Here is a 20,395-nt window from a genome sequence, read left to right as displayed (position 1 = left end):
TCTCACTTAAGTTGGTGTATTCGCAGGAGGACAAAGAAAGCACGGAGTATCGGGATATGTTACGCAAAAGGGCTCCGACCCGTTCCGTTAGAAAGACCGCCCTCCACCCCTTAGATAGATGTGACGAAGGAATGAAAGGGCGTTTGACCCGTTGAGACATGGGAGTGAAAATCGCTAAGAGCATTGTGGAGAATACGTGCAGCATATGGAATGAATTGGGTGAGGCTACCTCCACCTCTGTTCCCGCACACCTTCTAACGAATAAGCTTACCAAATAAACTCTCTTTCTTTCGTCATCCGATTCTCATGGAGGGTGAAATCCTGCGAATACACGAGCTTGAGTGAGAAAATTAAATCATACCGAGAGAGCTTAACCATGACTATCACATTTCAGCCCTGCTGTCTTCGAAACTATTTCGATTCAAATAAAAATATATTAAATTGTCTCTTGGTTCCAGTGCTCTTTCAAATCCTAATTTCTTCATTAATTTAATGGATTTTTCATTCTCAGGTTCCACAGTCGCATCAATCATAGTTAATCCCATTTTGGTAAAACCAAATTCGATGACTTCTTTTAATACCTGCCGCGGTGGTCTGCTCCCTGTCTGATTGAACTATCGTTTCTCGTTAGCTTAGTATTCTTTTCGATAGAATGACCTTTTAATTATAAGTTGATGCTCAAAAAACTTTTAATTGCATCTTGATAACCGTATGGGTCTCCGTTTCGTATCGTATGTCCACAGCCTGGAAACTGTTTTAACATTGTGTTAGTTCTACACATCGCCATCTTTTGCGCATGTTCCCAGCTTAATATTGGACTTTTTTCACCTTGCATCAGCAATAGAGGACATGATCTGGGCACGCTGAACAAAAAAAATGGAGCTGCCGCGAGGCAAGCTCCTAGTACTCTTTTAGTTCCTATTCCATCCAATGCCGACAACTATTCCAATATTAGTTTGCCATCGAACTTTTTATAATAAGTTTGGGCACTTAAATTCGCTCAAGTTTTTAAATTGGTTATAAAACATGTGATAATAAACCCCTTGCCCGTTCATTAAGGCTTCGTGATCTCCCTTTTCTGCAATTCCACCCCGGTCAATCACCATAATCGTATCTGCATCACGAATGGTATTCAATCTGTGCGCAATGATAAAGCTGGTGCGTCCCTTCATGATATGTAATAAAGCATCCTGGATATGAAGTTCTGTACGTGTATCAATACTGCTTGTTGCTTCATCCAAAATAAGAACGGAAGGTTTAGCGAGGATAACTCTCGCAATTGCCAAAAGCTGTCGTTGTCCTTGACTTAGATTTCCACCGTTCTCAGACAAAAGCGTTTCGTACTGAAGCGGGAGACGCTTAATAAACACATCTGCATTTGCCATAACTGCAGCCTCTTCCACTTCTTCATCCGTTGCGCCGGATTTACCGTATTTAATGTTCTCCATGATTGTACCTGAGAATAAATAAGTATCCTGAAGCACGATACCAAAGCATCTTCTTAAACTGTCTCTTGTATAATTTTTTATATCAATACCGTCAATTAAAATTCTGCCTTCTGTTACATCATAGAATCGTGTCACTAAATTAACGATCGTTGTCTTTCCAGCTCCGGTTGGACCAACGAATGCGGTACTGCTCGCTTTTCTGGATTCAAAGCTTACATCGCTCAGGATAGGAAGGCCGGGTCGATACCCAAAACATACATTTTCAAAAACGACATGACCTTCTGCATTGTCTAATACAATGGCATTAGCTGAATCTTTAGGTTCTTCTTGCTCATCCAGTACTTCAAAAACTCTTTCTGCCCCCGCTAAGCCGGATTGCATCAAATTAAACACGTTGGCCACATCTGTCAAAGGTCTGACAAATTGTCTGGAGTAGCTTAAAAAGCTAGCAATTACTCCAATCGTTATGAGGTTCTTTAGGGCTAGAACCCCACCTATAATAGCCACTGTAGTGAATCCAATATTATTAATTACTCCTAGCAGAGGCATTAGAAATCCTGACCAGATCTGAGCTTTCAATCCAGCCTCACACAATACATCATTCACCTTTTTAAATTCTTGGATTGCCTTTCCCTCATGATTGAAGGCTTTTACCACTAGAATGCCGGAAATTGTTTCCTCGATGTAACCATTAAGCTTGCCAAGCTGCATTTGTTGAGCCTTAAATAAAAGACTGGTTTTCTTGGTAATCGTGCGGGCAAGTAAACCGACCAAAGGTATCGTTATTAGACTTGCCAAAGTAAGCAAAGGACTTAATACAAACATCATAACTATCGAACCGATAATGACGATAGAGCCTGACATTAACTGAGTAATGGACTGAGATAAGGAATTACTTACATTGTCGATATCATTCGTCAGTCGGCTCATGACTTCTCCATGCGGACGAGAATCGAAAAACGCTAATGGCAGCTTTTGCAGCTTTTCAAATAAAGTACGCCTGAGATTCATCACGATGTTTTGCGATGCGCCAGCCATAAGCCAACCCTGCGAAAAAAGGAGAATGCCATTGACGACATAGGAAACGGTTAATGTGATCAAAACAATTTCGAGCAATTTAAAATTAACAGATCCGCTTGCCATGGCGTCAATGGAAATCCCAATTAAATAGGGTCCTGATAACGTAGTAGCTGAATCTATTAAAGCAAATATAAAAATAATCGTTAGCAATTTTTTTTCTTTCCCAATATACATCCATAGTGTCTTTAATGTCCCTTTGAAATTTTTAGGTTTAACGACCGTACCGCCTCTTATTCCCCTGCCCCCAGGTCTTTCTAAACCAGTCATCAAAGGAGCCTTCACTTCAGACATTCTTCTGCAGCTCCCTTCCCATTTGAGACTGAAATATTTCCTGATAAACGGTACATGTCTCCATAAGCACATCATGCTGACCTGTAGCAACGATATAACCCTGATCCATGACCACGATCCTATCAGCATCCATCACAGAGGTAATCCGCTGTGCGATTAGAATACAAGTGAGATTCTTGGCGTATTTTTTTATGGCTCCTTTAATATTAGCTTCCGTTACAACATCAACTGCGCTTGTGCAATCATCTAAAATAAGAATATCAGGTTGTCTGATTAAGGCTCTGGCGATACAGATTCTTTGCTTCTGCCCTCCGGAGACATTGACACCGTCTTGTCCCAACTTCGTTTGATAGCCATCTGGAAAGGAAGAGATAAATTCGTGCGCATCGGCCATTTTTGCCGCTTGTTCAATCTGTTCCATCGTCGCATCTTCTTTTCCCCAGCCTATATTATCTCTGACTGTGCCAGAGAAAAGAACAGTTTTCTGAGGTACGATGGCAATCTTCTCACGCAGATTGCTTGGATTGAATTGTTTAACATCTTCACCGTTCACCTTAACCGTACCAGAAACCGCATCGTAGAAGCGTGGGATTAAACTGATTAAAGTACTTTTTCCAGAGCCCGTTGAACCAATTATTCCTATCGTTTCTCCTGGATTAATGGTTAGCGTAATATCTTTGATCACGGCCCCGTCAGATTGCCCAACATATGAAAAATGTACGTCCTTAAACTCCACTTTCCCGGCAATCTGTGTGTTTTTTCCATGACCCTCTGGCCATTTCATCGCGTTTTCTAATGCGAGCACCTCGCCGATCCGTCCTGTCGAAGCTCTTGCCCTCACAAACATATTGAATACCATGGATATTGTCATAAGCGAAAAAAGAATCTGTGTCATATAATTCGTAAACGCAATAATGTGGCCGACTTGCATTTGACCATTATTGACCCTTATCCCGCCAAGCCAAATGACGGCTATGATCCCAAAATTTACGGTCAACGTAATCGTAGGCCCAAACACAGCCATTGCTCGCATAGCATTCATGGATCTTTCTTGATATTCTTTATTGGCTTTACCGAATTTCTCCACTTCATAGTCAAATTGATTGAAAGCCTTCACAACTCGAACACCGGATAAATACTCCCTCATGATGCTATTAACTCGATCCATTGCCTTCTGCATGTTTAGAAATAAAGGATAGCCTACCTTCATATTCAGTATGATTAACAAACATACAATCGGAACGATCACGGCTAATATAACGGCCAAGTTTGGATTAAGGCGAATGGCCATAATTAAGCTTCCTATACATAAAAGAGGAGCTTTCATAAAAACCCGCATGAGTCCATTTACAAAGTTTTGTACTTGGATAACATCATTAGTTAAACGGGTCACTAAGGAAGCTTTATCAAATTTATCAAGATTCTCAAAAGAAAGAAACTGAATTTTACTAAACAGGTCCGCTCTTAACTCAGCTCCAAACTGTTGGGATACCCGACTTGAAAGAATATTCCGACCCGAAGCTGACACTGCTCCTACTGTTGTAATGAGCAGCATAAGTCCGCCCATCCTTACTACATAATCCATTTGATTGCCTGCCACGCCAACATCCACGATTTTAGCCATTATCGTAGGCAGCATTAGGTCACACATGGCTTCTAACATTAAAAATACAACGGCAAATGAAAAGAGCTTCCAGTATTTTTTTCTATATTTTTTGAAAAATCGCATATGGCTCCCCCCTGTAGTGCTTCCCAAAACCAGGAAACATTATGACGGCTTTTCTGTGGGTTTCGGATCTATACCTATTGTTTTTAACTGCCATTTCATAGAGGTAAACAATGAAAATATTAGCATGGAGACCACTAGAAATCCACCTCCAGTGTAAAAAGCCATGGATAAACCCATTGTTTGTCCCATTACCCCGAACATCGTTGGGCTTATAATTTGTGAGAATCGGTTCACAATCAAGCGCAGCCCCATAAGCTTACCTCGATCGGAATCCTTCGTATCGTTAACAACAATCATGATACTGACGGGCAGATTGATCCCAACTGCTCCACCCAAAACGATAACCAGAACTAACATTCCCACTATATGCGGCCCTGCAAACGGCGTTAATACAACACAAATTGAAGCAATGAAACCTGCCGAAAGGAGGATGCGTTCCATATGGGTTCGCTTCATCAGCCAACTAAGCCCGTATCTGGACAGCATGCCGGACAACCCATTCACGGATATGATGATTGAAACGATGAGAGTCGAATAACCCAGCTGTTTTAAGAATAGCGGCATAAAGCTCATGTACATCGATTGTATATACATAATCAGAAATGTCGCTATCAAACCAAACTGAACAGAACGGGTTCTTGTCAAGTGAATACCACTCATATAGCTATCCGCAATTCCTCTTATCTTAAAAAGATCCCTTGGTTTTACAAGATCTGCATCCCCCTTAAATTGATACCCTTTGGAAATAACAAGCAGCGTTATAAAAAATAAAACGGAAGCTGCAAAAGCTATACCGAAGGTAAATTTATAACCCAAGAGTTGGTTTAGAAATAACGAAGTGATCGCACCGCCAATCAAGGGACCCAGCATCCCTCCACCAGACATCCACATGGAGTATTTCTTTATATTTTCATTCCGTTCGTTTTTAGGACCATCGGAAACCAATACCTGAAATGAAGACGCCATGATGATGATACACACACCCATAAATACTTGAGACAGCGACATTAACCATAAATTCGTCGCTATCATATTGCTGAACAATGACAATATGAGGAATATACTTCCATATTTAAGCATTTTAATCGGACCGACGGAATCAATTAATTGCCCGACTGGCATCGCAATAAAGATAGGAAGTAAAGAACGCATGGTTACCATAAAGCCAATCGCAGCCGTTGAAGCGCCGATTTCTTCTGCGTATAGCGTGAAAAATGGCTGCGCCATTCCAGTTATGGTAAAAAAAAGACCGCCGCCAAAAATGCCGAACTTCCGATAAAATTCAGGAGTAAACATGACAGGAAACCTTTCTAAAACCTAAATAGTTGTTAAGCTTAGGCTTTTCTTGTAAACATCTTTCCTCTGAAAGCGGACAACGCGAGCTAAAAGCACAGCCTGAAGGAGGATTAGCCGGGCTTGGCAATTCGCCTTTAAGTAGTTTGATGTCACGCCTTTCTTCCAACTGTGGATCTGGTATCGGAACTGCAGCAAGCAGCGCTTTGGTATAGGGGTGTGCTGGATCCATGAAAATTTCTGCGGCTGGTCCATATTCGACGATTTCTCCCAGATACATGACGGCAATCGTATCTGAGATATAGCGAACGGTGGATAAATCGTGTGAAATGAAGACAAAGCTGAGTCCCATTTCATCCTTCAAATCACACAGCAAATTTATGATTTGCGCTCGAACAGAGACATCTAGCGCTGAAGTAGGCTCATCTGCTACAACGATGGAAGGATTTAAAGCAAGCGACCTGGCAACACCGACACGTTGGCGTTGTCCGCCGCTCAACTGGCTCGGATATCGATCCAGGAAAGAGGTCTCCAAGCCAACCTTTAGGATCAGCTCGCGCACTTTCTGCTTCCGCTCTTCTTTTGTTCCTATTTTCTGAACATGAAGGGGCTCAGCAATAATATCGCTTATTTTCATTTTAGGGTTAAAAGAGGAGTAGGGGTCTTGAAATATAATCTGGATATTCCCATCCATTTGGATACTCCCTTTCGTGGGTTCATCCAATTGGAGCAGCATTCGTGCAGTTGTACTTTTCCCACATCCGCTTTCACCAACGATTCCTATCGTCTCCCCTTTTTTCAGAATCAAATCAATCCCGTTGACGGCACGAATTTCAGATCCCTTCTTCCAGGGGAGCATCGATGTCTTCTTGAAATGCTTGTGTAGATCACGAATTTCCAAAACAACCTCTGAAACACGATGATCGCCGCTTGTTGAACTCGCCTTGGAGACAGCAGCAAATTCCTTTTCCTGATTACTTAGTGTTGCGATTCTATCTTTATTTTGTCCGGACATTAAGCCCTTTTCCAACCAGCAAGCAGATGAATGACTGCCATCACGAAAGATCAGGTCAGGTGATTCATGATAGCATCGCTCTATGGCAGCCGGACATCGTTCTTTATAAGAACAACCTACAATTGGCACCTTCATATCCGGAGGAAAACCTTGGATTTGCAAAAGCCGTTCCCGATTTTTCCCACTGACGCTTGGAATGGTTTGTAGCAAGCTTTGCGTGTAAGGATGTTTAGGCTGACCGAAGATCTCGTGAACCGTTCCAAACTCAACCATCTTTCCCGCATACATGACAGCAACCTTCTGAGCAAAACGGGCAACTAATCCTAGATCATGGGTGATGAACATCATGGCGGTGCCGGTTATTTCCGTCATTTCCTTTAAAAGCTCGACGATTTGCGCTTGAATCGTAACATCCAAGGCCGTCGTCGGTTCATCCGCAATAATGATTTTGGGATGACAAGATAACGCCATGGCAATCATCACACGTTGGCGCATGCCTCCGCTCAATTCAAACGGAAAAGCTGATATTCGTTTATCTGCATCCGGAATGCCAACGCTGCTTAGGATATCCACCGCATGCTGGCGCGCTTCTTTTGCATTTAACTTAAGGTGCTGGCGAATCGGTGTAACCATTTGATTTTCTATGTTCATAATGGGATCCAATGATGACATGGGGTCTTGGAAAATGGTTCCAATCGAACTGCCGCGAAGTTTATTCAGACTCCCCTCGCTAATTCCAATCAACTCCCGGCCATCCAACTTGACGCTTCCGGAAACGATTTTACCTGGGTAGGCAATAAGCTGAATGAGAGACATGGCCATAGCACTTTTACCAGAACCGCTTTCGCCTACAATCGCTAATCGTTCCCCGCGTTGTAACTCGAAGCTAACTCCGTTCACAGCTTTAACCGTCCCCGACTCTGTAGAGAAATGCGTGTGCAAATCGCGAACTTGCAATAACGGTTCCTTGTTGATCGCTTCCATCTCCATGCATCATCTCTCCTCTTACAATGAAATGCGAATGATGATTAATTCCTTGATCTTGGGTCCAAAATTTCGCGAATACCATCCGATAAAAAATGAAACGAAATTGTAATAAACAATATGACTAAACCTGGGAAAGTGGAAATCCACCAGGCCTGCTGTAAAAACAGTTGCCCATCTTTAATGATATTGCCTAGAGATGGCTCAGGAAGCATGATGCCTAAACCAAGAAAGCTCAAACTTGCTTCAATTAATATCGCATTTGCAGCAGCAATGCTGGCTGCTACTAACAGAGGGGCGATCGTATTCGGAATGATGTGTTTGGTCATCAGCCAGGTTTGCGATGCCTTTACGGTTCTAGCTGCATCAATAAAGGTACGTGATTTTAAGCTGATCACGAGGGAACGCTGAAGACGAATGAAACGAGGGACATCCGCTAAGGTTATAGCGCATATAACGGGAATGGCCCCAGCTCCAAGAATGGCCACCATGCCAATGGCCAGTAATAGCGAAGGGAAAGCAAGCAGAATATCAACAATACCCATAATCAAACGACCGACGAATTTTCCATAAAAACCCGAAATGGTGCCAAATATAATGCCGAAAATCAATGAAATCACAGCTACACTAATACCGATCATTAACGATACCTTCGTTCCCGAAAGTGTTCGGCTGAATACGTCTCTCCCGAGTTTATCCGTCCCAAAAATATGCTCGAACGAAGGGGCGGCCAAGCTTGAACGGACATTACTCTCTAGTGGCGCGTGCAGTGGAAGCCAGGGAGCCAACAAGGTTAAAAGTATCATGGGAACGAGGATGACCATAGCCCACACTATTTTTGGGTTAGCGAAGAAAATTCGCAAATAGGGTGCTTTTATTTTAGACAATAGCGATGATTTCATGCCTGCACCAATCGGAATACTTACAGCTTTTTGCTCCACCCCTAATCCCTCCTTAGATTAAAACTGAACTCTTGGATCCACTTTCTTATAAATCATATCTGTAATAAAGTTAATAGCGACAAATACAAGGGCATAAAACAGAATGACATTTTGAACCAGCGGATAATCTCGGCTATTGATTCCATAGATTAAAAGACTTCCTATTCCGGGTATCGTAAAGATAAATTCCACGATAACCGTACCATTTAGTAACTGCGCAAAACTTAAGCCAATAACTGTAATAATGGGCAGCATTGAATTTTTTAATGCATGCCTGAACACCACAACAATTTCCGACATGCCCAAGGCTCTCGCCGTTCGAACGTAATCCTCATTTAATACTTCTAGAACAGCTGTTCGTGTAATCCTGGCTAATGTGGCCACCTGCGAAATGGCCAGAACAAGGATCGGCAGCAGCAATCGTTTAATCAGCATGGTTGGATGATCGATATTAATCGCACCGCTAGCTGGCAGTATATCCAGACGAAGCGATAGGAATAACATGAGAATAAGAGCCATCCAGAAGGTGGGCATCAGATCTACGGCCATTGCACTCCAGGTTATCGCATTATCCAGCGTTTTCTTTCCTTTGTTCGCAAAGAAAGCCGCCATGGTGCCCAAAGGAATTGCGATCATGACCGAAAGTAAAACGGTAAACACGGCAATGGTTAAGGTGATTGGCAAAGCCTTTAATAGCAGTCCGGAAATGGAAAGCGAAGTGGTGATCGTATCCCCAAAATCGAACCTCAGTATGCTTTTGATATAGTTGATATATTGTTCCCAAAGGGGGACATTCAGCCCTAGCTTTTCACGAATTTCCTCCAAAGCGGCTCCCGATAGACTGTCTCCTCCCATTGCGGCAGCTGGATCCCCAGGGATTAATCGAATGAAGAAGAACACTAGAGTGACTACACCAAACATAGTAATTAGCAATTGAAAGGTTCTTTTGAAGGAATAGCCCAGCATAACGATCACCACCCGTTTTTATTATTTAATGTCTACGGTATAAAAATTAACTTGAGCCAGCTTATTGATAACAATGCCATCTACATTCGGTTTGCTTGGCCAGTAAACATTACTGGAGAAGGTTGGAAGATACGGCAATTCGGTCATGGCGATTTGTTGAACTTCTTCATAGAGCTTTAATCGTTTCGTATTATCAACCTCCGCACGAGCTGCTTCCAATTTCTTAGTTAGCTCGGGATTGTTATAGCTTGCTCCGTTCAACCCTTTAGGAGCTAAGTTGTCGGGATGCAGATAACTAAATAGGATCATATCCGGGTTTATGGCTGGCAGTAATCTTCCTGAAATCTCAAACTCGCCTTTATTTCTTTTGGTGTTCAATGTTGGCGTATCAACCAGATCGTATTCCAGATTAATACCTACCTTTTTTAAATACTCTTGTTCAAGCTGCATCGATTCCGATATTCCCGTTGCCGACGTGCTTAACTGCTTGATGGTAAACCCGTTCGGATATCCAGCTTCGGTCAGCAGTTGTTTAGCCTTCACAGGATCATACTTATACTGCGTTGTGTTTTCGCTGTAGCCTTCCATCCAATCCAGCAAAATGCTTTTTGCTGCTTTTTGTGTTTTTGGCGTCACACTCGCTGAAATCGCATTGAAATCTACGGCATATGCCCAAGCCTGACGAACCTTCACATTAGCAAGGATCGGATTTTTGAGATTAAATACCTTCAAGCTTACGGCATAGTTATCTGTATGATTCATTTTAAAACCCGCTTTTTCCAAAATAGCTAAGTTCTGCTCTAGACTAGAACGCATAACCACATCGACTTCTCCCTTTTGCAGGGCGATGGTTGCCGTTGATTCATCTTTGATAATACTGAAAATTAACTTCTGAATGAGCGCTGGTCCTTTATAATAACCCTCGTGACGAACGAGAATCATTTCCGAGCTCGGATCCATTTTTTCCACTTCGTAAGGACCTGTTCCAATCGGATTCCACTTTAATTTGTCGCCAAATTTTTCTACAACTTCCTTCTTCACGATCTGACCTTGGTGGTAATTGGCCACCTGATTCAAGAAGTTTCCATCCGGTGCCTTCAAGGTAATGATGACTGTATAATTATCAGGAGCTGTGATACTGTCTAAATTGTTAAATTCAGCTGCATAAGGCGATGCTGTCTTGGGGTCTTTAATTCGATTATAGGAATACAAAACATCTCCTGAAGTAAACTCCCCATACCCTTTCTGCCACTGCACGCCTTTTCGAAGCTTAAACGTCCATACTTTATTATCTGTTGTGTTCCAGGACTCCGCCAAATCAGGGATAATTTTCCCACTCACAGACTCATAGGAAGTTAATCCGCTAAAAATGTTAAAGGCTAAATTTTCATTTTCTATTCTAAAAATGCTAGCTGGGTCGAATCCGGCTGGATCGTCATAAAAACGAACTTTAAGAATTTTGGGACTGGTGCTGCCTGCTGAAGTGGTTTTAGCTGTAATTGAGGTAGTGTCCGGTGAGTTTGCAGCGTTGTTTTTTCCAGTTTCACATCCTGCAGCTAAGATACCAAAAGCAAAGAAGATGAAGATGATTAGACCTGTTTTCCAGCTTTTCATTTGGATTCTCCCCCTCTTTTTAAATCACATTTCTTCTGACATTTATACGGGCATCGTTTCTTTTTTTAAGGTACCGATTTGTTTGAAGTATTCCTTGGTATATGCCAAATTCACCACGTCGGCGTACTTGTTGTGCATATCGTATAAATTCAGAAAATGGGATGATTCGGTTCGGTCGAAAACGCACTCTGCGACAACTCCCATTCTGAAACGGTTCGTTGCGCCATCAACGACACTTGCACGGACGCATCCGCTCGTTGTTTCACCAGCAACGATTACGGTGTCAATACCTAAACTAACGAGCTGAAATACGAGAGGCGTTCCGTGAAATGCGCTTGCCGCAGCTTTCTCAATGATCAGCTCGCCTGCAATTGGCTTTACTTCATCCACGATTTCCGTTCCCTTTTGTTTCAGTTCAGCTGACATTTCAACCTGTTTTCGTTTTCTTCTTCCCCAATGATTAACACCTGTATGTAGTCCTTTTACATGAATTACCGGAATCCCATTTTCTCTGGCCGCTTTAAGCAATTCAACTGTTTTATCCACTGCCGCCCAGCCCTCAAGACCTGTACTGCTCGGCCACTGCTTCATAGATTCGAAAATCGGCTCCCGGACCGTTCCCAATACACTGTAATAAATATCAATTAAAACTAACGCTGGTTTTTGTCCGAAACCGTACAGCTCTTTTTTCCCCCAAAGCTCATCGTGTTTTTTGTCCCGTTCACTTAAAAAATTTTCCCATCCAAACATATGACATTCCTCCTATTATTCATCTAATTGGGTCAAGCGTTTACTTTAGCTTTTGCGCCGATTTTTTTGAAATATTCTTTTGTATAATCCAGCATGACTACATCCGAATACTTTTGGTTCAAATCGTATAGATTGATCCAGTGGGTTGATTCCGTTCTATCAAAGACACATTCTTCTACAACTCCCATTTTGAAGCGATACGTTGCGCCATCTACAACAGATGCTCTGATGCATCCGCTTGTTGTTTCACCGCAGCAGATTACTGTATCAATGCCCATACTTACCAATTGAAACGTTAACGGTGTTCCTTGAAATGCACTAGGGGCTGATTTTTCGATAACCAATTCACCGGCAATCGGCTTCACTTCATCGACGATTTCAAATCCTTTTTTGCGGATATCATCGCTCAAGTTAGTAGGCCGAGATTTCCGATGAATCCAAGGCTTTATTTCATTATGCATACCTTTCACATGGATGACAGGGATATTGTTCTCTCTCGCTACTTTCAGTAATTCGGCCGTTTTATCGACAGCCTCCCATCCTTCCAGTCCTGTGCTTCCCGGCCACGTTTCCATCGAATCAAAAATAGGCTCACGCTTCAAACCAAGTACACTGTAGTAAATGTCGATCAGAACTAATGCTGGCTTATCGCCGAAGCCGTTGGGTTCTTTTTTACCTACTAACTTGTAGTGCTCTTTATCCCTTTCTGTAAAATACTTTTCCCAGCCCTTTGAGTTCATTGTTATTCCTCCTAATATTGGTTTTATGCGAGTGAATACATAGTAATGTTATGTAAATTAACTTTATAGGTCATTATTCATAACCTACACTTATCATCATATAGAGAATTAACTCTTGAGTAAATATCCGAAATTGAATGAGTTCATTGAAAATTTTAATGTTGTGGCTTTTTATTCAATTTTCCGGTTGATTTACCGTCTCATGATGATATGATTATGTTATATTACTTAACAAAACTAAAGGGACATGGAGTGATATATGATGAACCTAGATCAGATCATTACTTTTTTAACGGTCTATCAAATGGGAAATTATCAAAAAGCTGCAGACCACTTGTATTTGCCTCAGCCTACGATATCACACCGCATCACGCAGTTAGAAAAGGATTTAGGGAAGTCCTTACTCATTCGAGGAAAAGGTAACGTTAAGCTAACGGAGGAAGGAAAAGCTTTCTTACCCTACGCCCGAAGGATTCTCGGCGCTTTGCAAGAGGGCAAGGAAGCCGTAGAAAAAGTCATGTTGGGTGAAACGGGAAAGCTATCCATCGGATGTACCAATGTATTTGCAGCTCACGTTCTGCCTAATGTGCTTGACTCTTTCTCCCAATTTTATCCCCATATCTCCATCAAAGTTTATAGCTACGCCCCTTCCGAGCTCCTTCGGTTGATGAAACACCAATACTTCCAGCTTGGAATCACTAGATACACAAGCAATGATAACCACATTAAATATCACCCCGTATACAGCGAAGAGACTATGCTCTTCGTCTCCCCCCAACATCACTTTGCAAAAAGAAAATCGATCACATTAGAAGAAGTCTTAAGTGAACCGCTTATAACATATCCTAAGGAAACAGCTTACCGAAAATCGATCGACATGACGTTAAGCCAATTTAATTTAACCTATCAAGCCAAATATGAAACGAATAACTTACAATTGATCATCCATTTTTTGAAACGAAATGCTGGCGTTTATCTTTCAGGCGGTCTCACCATGCAAAAAGAGATTAAGAACAAAGAGTTAATCCAGTTGAGAATTGAAAACAACCCCTTCCCGTTAAGTCAAGTATTTATCGCTTATCCGGATGGAGAACTAAACAGTCTAGAGCATTTATTCATTAAGCATTTTGAAGAACAAATTAACAATCAATCTTTTCAAATTCAAATTTCTTAAAAAAAAAGAGCGCATCCTGTCAAGTACCAGGAGTACGCTCTTCTTTTGCTAATAGTATTTTACACGGTTATACTTTGTTTGTTTTTAGCACCGATAGTTTCGAAATACTCGCATGCAAATTTTAAGCCCACTACATCCGCGTATTTTTGGTGCATATCATATAAATTCATATAATGTGAAGCTTGCGTACGATCAAAAGAGCATTCTTCGACAACACCCATTTTAAACCGGTAGGTTGCACCATCAACAACAGAGGCTCTAACACATCCGCTCGTTGTTTCTCCACAAGCAATAACGGTATCTACACCTAGACTAATCAATTGAAATAATAGCGGAGTGCCATGAAAAGCGCTCGCAGCAGCTTTTTCGATGACGAGTTCACCAGGCAGTGGCTTGAGTTCATCAACAATCTCACGACCCTTTTGTATCATTTCTTCTGTCAAATGACTCGTACTTCTAGCAGATTTAGAACCTCTACCCCAAGAATTAACACCTGAATGCAAGCCTTTTACATGAATGACGGGAATACCATTTTCCCTCGCTGAAGCCAACAGCTCAACCGTATTGTCGACAGCTTCCCAGCCCTCCAAGCCGGTACTCATGGGCCAAGTCTTGACGGACTCAAGAATGGGTTCGCGTTTAAATCCAAGCACACTGTAATAAATATCGATTAGTACCAGTGCAGGTTTTTCGCCGAAGCCAGCCAGTTCCTTTTTCCCCCACGTTGCATCATGCGCCTTGTCCTGCTCCGTGAAAAAATGTTCCCAACTCAGTTTAGCCATTTATGAATCCCTCCGCTTTCTTATTAATTTCAACTTCATCTTACGTCAGGTATATTAACATGTAAATTATCGTTTTTGAATGTGAAAGATCATTTTTTGAATGATAACGAATCGAGCAATGCTTAGTTCAATCTTCGACTTACTTGGTTCGAGGTTTTTTTTGAATCCTTACTACATTCATCATACAGCGGGTGCTCTCCCGTTTCATGAGACATGGCTGGGAAATGCTTAGGGAAGATTATAGGATAAAATCGGGAAGTACTCCGGGAATCGCTGACATAGGTGATAAAATGGAAAACACCTCCCGAATCGCTTAGAACGATTTGAGAGGTGTTTGATGTTAAGGAAATCCTGGAATCGGCTTTATCCTGCGGCGGCGAACACTATGCTCCATGAGGTTAAAACTCCTGGGTATGGTTACCATGTAACCGATGGTTTTAAGTTACTTGACCAAAATAATTGGAGATTACATATCAAAAGTAATTTTGAAAAGTGGAAAGAGCCATGCAAAGAGATTCTCGACTCAAAATTGTATGAAAGATGTATTCTTCACTTTGATGGAGTTTTCTCTGCTTTACCGGATCCTGACGGACCATGCATTGTTCACATGGATTTTAGACCAGGTAATATATTGGTGAAAGGTAACGAGGTTGCTGGCATTATTGATTTCGAGAGTGCCCGTGGTGGATCGTCGGAAATAGATTTCACAAAAGTCAATCGATATATTTGGGAAGTCAATCCGAGAACAAAGATACCGTTTATTGAAGGTTATCAATCGATTAGACCTATGTTGGCTCTGGAAAGAGTGCTGCCATTTTATGATTTTTACGATGCTTTCAACGCAGTTGTTTGGTGTAAAAACAGAGGAATTGAAAAAAATCAAACGTTCCTTCAGGAAAATATTCTTACTTTAAGGAATTCGGTGGGTTATTGAGTATAGTTGTTTAGATTTGATAGGGCAGGCCATCCCACAAAGGATGGCCTTTAAACTTGCCGTTATAGATAGCGTGGAGACCCGATCATAAATTCAAGGTGTATTTGCTGCGTTAAACTGCCTGTTGAACAAAATCAGCCGATTATGGCCGTTCATCTTTTGTATTAGTTTGAGCCTGTTTTTCGCATCGCTATGTTTCAATATTAACATGTAATGAAAGCCGAATTTTAGGATATGAAGATGTATTGTATAATGTTAAATAGACCACTAATCTGTATCGTTTAGCAACTACGGGGAAGGTATCAACTTAGTGTCCTTTATTGGAAAACAATACAACTTCTTGTCTTTTAGAAAAGACAAGAAGTTGTATCCATAAAATAAAAAATCCGCTCAAATCGCGGATTCAAATGGATATATGATCTTGTCCTCCTACAGTTATCCGTTAGCCATCCATGTCCCTCATAGGACACCACAGAATAATGAAAATCCGATTCGTGATCGGCTATTTTCAGGGTAGTTCAATGTCAATCCCCATTCCGAGTAATGGTGATTATTAGGCCCTGTTAGAGCCTCGCGAACGTGATGTAATCGACTTGGACAGGCTCTACCGATTCGATCCGAAGTGCCCGGTTGATCTGTCCCCGGTGATATTGCCCATGTAAGAGGACCTGCGACAGGATGTCCCGGACGGACGTTCGGAACGGAACCCCGCTCTGGTTCGCATAGTCGATCATCTCGTCCAACTCGGATTCCTCGAGCCCTTCGATATAGACGCAATATTGCTCGGCGTTTTCTTCGAACATCGTCCGGATCGTCTTCCGCTTCCTCCCACAACGAATATTGCGCGCTGCCCTTGCCCTGTAATCGGGACAGCCAGACACGTTCCACGACCGCGACGTGCCGAACCAGCTTCAGAAGATCCTTGTTCTTCGTCTTACTATCCTCGAGCGCGTCCAAGATGCGTCCGTCGCCCAGTACAGGTGGTCCATCATGCACTTGATCGTCTTCATTTCGGTTTCCCCCTCTTCGTCTCATCGATTACTTGAACCTACTGTACCGTTAGTTGAATGTTTACAGTGATTCATATTTCCCCCTCTCATTACATCTGCTGCCTTCAAAAAGGGGATATCACTTTGCCTATCTCACTCCACTTTTGAGACGGTAAGTAGACCAATAGTAAGCGCCTTCCCCCTAATGAAAAAGTTTATTCCATCGATTTGAAGGGCCTTCCAGTGACTTGACCTCAATATATCTGTTCTAAACATTTACTTCTGTGACATGCAGAGTGATTAATCAATACTTCATAAAAAGGATAATTAATTCAGATTGCTAAGTATTCATTAATATTTCCCAAACCCTTTTTCGCAAGTAATGTCCAACGTGAGAATGTCATACAGGTTTTGCTTGGATTCATCTAATTTTTTTTGAGCGGCTTCAATTTCCGCAATTTTATTTTGTATCAGGCTTACATGCTCATCCTTCGATATTCCGTTTTTCGAGATCATTGATTTGATATCCTGAATCGAAAAGCCAACTGCCAAACAATGTTTAACAACATTCAGATGATGAATGATGTCTGACGCATAAATCCGATAATTATTTTGATCCCTCAATACATATTCATCCGTGATAATGCCTATTTGCTCATAATAACGGATCGTTGAAATCGGGAGATCAATACTTTTTGCTACTTCACTTATCTTCATGACCATCACCCCGTTTTTAGCGCTTGCTATAAAGTATACTTTATAGTTTACCATCTTAATAGTAATGATAAGCAACATCATTTCCAAACTCAACCAAAAAAGGAGAGAAACCTGCATGAGCATCCTTACAGACAACTACCAGGAAACAAACAACTTCAATAAAATTGCACTGGAACGTCGTTCCGTTAAAGTTTACGATCCCGAAGTGAAAATCAGTCGGGAGGAAATGACCGAAATTTTAGCAAAAGCTTCCCGCGCCCCATCTGCCATTAACATGCAACCCTGGCGTTTCCTTGTGATCGACAGCGCCGAAGGCAAAGAAATACTTGCGCAACTGGCCTCCTTCAACCAGATACAAGTTTTGACATCTTCGGCTATTATTGCGGTATTTTACGACGCTAACAATATTGAATATATGGACGAAATTTTTAATAAAGCAGTAGAACTTGGCTACATGCCTCAGGACATCAAGGATATGCAATTGCAGCAGGCAAGGCCGTATTATGCAAGCCTGACTCCATCCGCCTTGAGAGACATAAACATGCTGGACTCGGGTCTTGTTTCGATGCAACTGATGCTTGTAGCTCGCGCCCACGGCTATGACACCAACCCAATGGCAGGTTATGACAAGGATCGAATCGCGGAGGTCTTTAGCTTGGATAAGGAGCGATTCCAGCCGGTCATGCTGCTTTCGATCGGCAAAGCGAGCAAAGAAGGCTATCCATCCTACCGATTACCTGTAGATACGATTACCACTTGGGCATGATCAGACTTTTGGGAGATTAGTCGTAGAGCAAAAACAAGCGATAATTAAAAAAAATCGCTGTCCAATAAGTCCCTAAATGAAAAGTTGAGCGGAGAAGCAGAATGTTTTCCGCCCAACTTTTTGTACTCTTGTCCTTTTGTATGAAAGCAGCGAGGCCGATGCCGCTACCCTCAGGAAATTGTGGGCCAAAGCCCCACCCCCAAAGTTAGTGAGAACCTCCTTAGCGCCTATCATTAAGAACCGAGGGAACAAGCGATTGCTCTTGATCAGACCGAACGCGCTTTCTACCACCACGCTGAGCATTGAATGGAATAATGCTCTTGTCCCGTCACATATTAGAATCTGACCAATGAAGATTCGTGGCTTGCCCGTAATCCCACCTTGGCGGCAACGTAAAAAAGACCTGTACTTCCCCTTAGATATCTAATCGGTATTTGGTACTTGTTCTTGTCCGTTATGACAAATGGTATAAGTTGTTGCCCCTCGACAGTATCTGCCTTTCTATCCTCTATGCCAGAAGAAGCTGAATTTAAAACAGCTATTATTGCTGTATCAATCAGACTGACTGACAGCAGGAGGCATTGCTGTTGCTTTTCCTAGAATGCTCTAATGTTTAATTCAACTATCCTGCCCGTTAGTTCAATCTGCAAGTACAATGTAGGTTGATTTGTGTCACTGGACGACAATGTAGGCACATTTGTGCATTTTTAGATGACACAAATGTGCCTACATAAAAATAAAAAAACCTGATTTTTCAAGCTTTATAGACTAGTCTGGAAATAGATGGTAAGATGAATCTCGTACCGGAAGCACCGGACAAAGTGAAAGCCCGAGGGAAAGCATCCCCGGGCTTTTTTGTACTTTAGATGTCAAATAATAATATTTGAATCATCAATACCATTTTTGGTGTTTTTCTTACCACTATTTTGATTTGGTTTTTGGTTTTTTTGCTTTTCAGATTTTATACTTTTCTTTTGATTCGTCATGATATTAGCCCACTCCTTTGAGTAATTTAAAACATAAATATTGTACTCATCTAAGGAGTAATATAAGCAGCCACTTTGTGCCTATTATTTATAGATCGGAAGTCCCCCATGGAATTTTTATTCGTCGTCAAGTAATACATAAGCTTCCATGCATGTATCAAAAACGATAATCTGTCCATCATCGCCATAATCCATGTCGTTCACTTCTGTATGACTCAGCGTTCTCTCTTCGCCTGTTTCCTTATGCTTTACACAGTATTCCACGATGTCATCCCCTAAACAATAAATTCCTCGAACACCGGTAGCCTCATTGCTCCCGACTTATACCAGTCCCGATACTTCACTTTGCAACGCACTAATGGTTGCACAAAGACATGATCCTTGCTCTCTCCGCTCTTATACGCCTGAAATACAGGCCACATCGATTGGCGAGCAGACTGGGAAATCCCTAGCTCTAAAGCTCCGATAGGTCGAATACGGCCATCATCTGAATACCCAAGAAGCCAAGAATGCTCCTTCTTGCTGTATCCTGTTATGTAGACCTCTGCCTTCTGGTAGTTGATTACCTTTTGCCATGACCAGGAGCGCGTGTCTTTCTCGTACTTGGAGTTTTTCTTCTTAATGACTATGCCTTCTAATCCATGTTGGCAAACGATGTTAAAGAAATCTGTCGCGCTGCCATTGATTGGCCTGACAATTCTAAAGTGGTCATTTTCTTTTACAACCTCTTCAAGAAATCCCTTGCGAACTTCCAAAGGCAATCCAGTCACATCCACGCCGCGGTGGTACAAGATATCAAAAGCGAAGTAGTAACCTTGTGCTTCACCTTGCTTGACTTGAACCGTGCATTACATGCCTCGAAATCTGCTTTCCCATGTTCATCTAACACCACGACCTCACCATCTAGGATAGTTCCCTTTGGGATCGGCGGATTGTGCAGCTCGGGATATTTGGATGTAGCATTAGTGTTTTTCGTGTATAGATTTAGTTCATCTAAATTAGAAACGATCAATCTTATGCCGTCCCACTTTAACTCGGCAAATGTGGAAGAATCGTCAAACGGTTTATTATTTTTGCATATTGGAGAAGCATTGGAGGAATAAACATTATCTTCATCACCCATAATAATGTTACACCTTAGAGCTTTGCTTGACTAATGGGATTTGAAGGAATGCTCAAGGTTAGGAGGAGATTTA

The 20,395-nt window shown here is 41.9% G+C and carries 17 protein-coding genes and 2 pseudogenes; 3 read left to right on the top strand and 16 right to left on the bottom strand.

What is annotated here, in order from left to right:
• Positions 1 to 383: 383 nt before the first annotated feature.
• The 10 genes and pseudogenes from QFZ80_RS39035 to QFZ80_RS15010 form a co-directional block, all read right to left on the bottom strand.
• Positions 384 to 569 (bottom strand): annotated as a pseudogene (locus QFZ80_RS39035) (GNAT family N-acetyltransferase); the annotation flags it as partial.
• 402 nt (positions 570 to 971) lie between these two features.
• The gene (locus tag QFZ80_RS15050; RefSeq protein WP_373460092.1) at positions 972 to 2,819 is read right to left on the bottom strand and encodes an ABC transporter ATP-binding protein; all 1,848 of its coding nucleotides are present in this window, start codon (positions 2,817 to 2,819) and stop codon (positions 972 to 974) included.
• Positions 2,812 to 4,548 (bottom strand): ABC transporter ATP-binding protein, encoded by a 1,737-nt coding sequence (locus QFZ80_RS15045; protein WP_307559671.1) that lies wholly within the window; start codon positions 4,546 to 4,548, stop codon positions 2,812 to 2,814. The genes QFZ80_RS15050 and QFZ80_RS15045 overlap by 8 nt, the downstream gene beginning before the upstream one ends.
• A gap of 39 nt (positions 4,549 to 4,587) precedes the next feature.
• The gene (locus QFZ80_RS15040; protein WP_307559670.1) at positions 4,588 to 5,844 is read right to left on the bottom strand and encodes an MFS transporter; all 1,257 of its coding nucleotides are present in this window, start codon (positions 5,842 to 5,844) and stop codon (positions 4,588 to 4,590) included.
• A complete protein-coding gene (locus QFZ80_RS15035; protein WP_307559668.1) occupies positions 5,831 to 7,846 on the bottom strand; it encodes a dipeptide ABC transporter ATP-binding protein in 2,016 nt (671 codons plus the stop codon). Before QFZ80_RS15035 ends, QFZ80_RS15040 begins: the two co-directional genes overlap by 14 nt.
• 38 nt (positions 7,847 to 7,884) lie before the next feature.
• The gene (locus tag QFZ80_RS15030) at positions 7,885 to 8,781 is read right to left on the bottom strand and encodes an ABC transporter permease (RefSeq protein ID WP_307559666.1); all 897 of its coding nucleotides are present in this window, start codon (positions 8,779 to 8,781) and stop codon (positions 7,885 to 7,887) included.
• A gap of 18 nt (positions 8,782 to 8,799) precedes the next feature.
• Positions 8,800 to 9,747: an ABC transporter permease gene (locus QFZ80_RS15025; RefSeq protein ID WP_307559664.1), complete on the bottom strand. Its 948-nt coding sequence runs from the start codon at positions 9,745 to 9,747 to the stop codon at positions 8,800 to 8,802.
• Between the two features lie 21 nt (positions 9,748 to 9,768).
• Positions 9,769 to 11,361, bottom strand: a complete 1,593-nt coding sequence (locus tag QFZ80_RS15020) for an ABC transporter substrate-binding protein (RefSeq protein ID WP_307559662.1) — start codon at positions 11,359 to 11,361, stop codon at positions 9,769 to 9,771.
• A 42-nt stretch (positions 11,362 to 11,403) separates the two neighbouring features.
• A complete protein-coding gene (locus QFZ80_RS15015) occupies positions 11,404 to 12,111 on the bottom strand; it encodes an isochorismatase family protein (protein WP_307559660.1) in 708 nt (235 codons plus the stop codon).
• A 32-nt stretch (positions 12,112 to 12,143) separates the two neighbouring features.
• Positions 12,144 to 12,851: an isochorismatase family protein gene (locus tag QFZ80_RS15010; protein WP_307559658.1), complete on the bottom strand. Its 708-nt coding sequence runs from the start codon at positions 12,849 to 12,851 to the stop codon at positions 12,144 to 12,146.
• Positions 12,852 to 13,110: 259 nt separating this feature from the next.
• On the opposite strand from QFZ80_RS15010, the gene QFZ80_RS15005 reads away from it, so the two are divergent.
• The gene (locus QFZ80_RS15005) at positions 13,111 to 14,025 is read left to right on the top strand and encodes a LysR family transcriptional regulator (protein ID WP_307559656.1); all 915 of its coding nucleotides are present in this window, start codon (positions 13,111 to 13,113) and stop codon (positions 14,023 to 14,025) included.
• Between the two features lie 59 nt (positions 14,026 to 14,084).
• On the opposite strand, the gene QFZ80_RS15000 is transcribed toward QFZ80_RS15005, so the two are convergent.
• Positions 14,085 to 14,807, bottom strand: a complete 723-nt coding sequence (locus QFZ80_RS15000) for an isochorismatase family protein (protein ID WP_307559654.1) — start codon at positions 14,805 to 14,807, stop codon at positions 14,085 to 14,087.
• A 337-nt stretch (positions 14,808 to 15,144) separates the two neighbouring features.
• On the opposite strand from QFZ80_RS15000, the gene QFZ80_RS14995 reads away from it, so the two are divergent.
• Complete coding sequence (locus QFZ80_RS14995; RefSeq protein ID WP_307559651.1) at positions 15,145 to 15,741, top strand: phosphotransferase; 597 nt, start codon at positions 15,145 to 15,147, stop codon at positions 15,739 to 15,741.
• A 459-nt stretch (positions 15,742 to 16,200) separates the two neighbouring features.
• Here QFZ80_RS14995 and QFZ80_RS39320 read toward each other — a convergent pair whose 3' ends face one another.
• Complete coding sequence (locus QFZ80_RS39320; protein WP_483874720.1) at positions 16,201 to 16,776, bottom strand: hypothetical protein; 576 nt, start codon at positions 16,774 to 16,776, stop codon at positions 16,201 to 16,203.
• 305 nt (positions 16,777 to 17,081) lie between these two features.
• The gene (locus QFZ80_RS14985; RefSeq protein ID WP_307559649.1) at positions 17,082 to 17,447 is read right to left on the bottom strand and encodes a MerR family transcriptional regulator; all 366 of its coding nucleotides are present in this window, start codon (positions 17,445 to 17,447) and stop codon (positions 17,082 to 17,084) included.
• Between the two features lie 115 nt (positions 17,448 to 17,562).
• Here QFZ80_RS14985 and QFZ80_RS14980 point away from each other — a divergent pair, with 115 nt between their 5' ends.
• Positions 17,563 to 18,213, top strand: a complete 651-nt coding sequence (locus tag QFZ80_RS14980; protein ID WP_307559646.1) for a nitroreductase family protein — start codon at positions 17,563 to 17,565, stop codon at positions 18,211 to 18,213.
• Positions 18,214 to 19,316: 1,103 nt separating this feature from the next.
• Here QFZ80_RS14980 and QFZ80_RS14975 read toward each other — a convergent pair.
• The 3 genes and pseudogenes from QFZ80_RS14975 to QFZ80_RS39025 all read right to left on the bottom strand — a co-directional run.
• Positions 19,317 to 19,463 carry a hypothetical protein gene (locus tag QFZ80_RS14975; RefSeq protein ID WP_307545812.1) on the bottom strand — a complete coding sequence of 49 codons (147 nt, stop codon included), beginning with the start codon at positions 19,461 to 19,463 and terminating at the stop codon, positions 19,317 to 19,319.
• Between the two features lie 11 nt (positions 19,464 to 19,474).
• A complete protein-coding gene (locus QFZ80_RS39030) occupies positions 19,475 to 19,666 on the bottom strand; it encodes a hypothetical protein (protein ID WP_373460403.1) in 192 nt (63 codons plus the stop codon).
• Positions 19,667 to 19,822: 156 nt separating this feature from the next.
• Positions 19,823 to 20,322, bottom strand: a pseudogene (locus tag QFZ80_RS39025) (ATP-dependent DNA ligase); the annotation flags it as partial.
• Between the last annotated feature and the right edge of the window lie 73 nt (positions 20,323 to 20,395).

Origin of the sequence: Paenibacillus sp. V4I7 (assembly GCF_030817275.1) — a bacterium.
Taxonomy (GTDB): domain Bacteria; phylum Bacillota; class Bacilli; order Paenibacillales; family NBRC-103111; genus Paenibacillus_E.
Note: the sequence above shows the minus strand (reverse complement) of the source record. Positions and strands in the feature narration are given on the sequence as shown.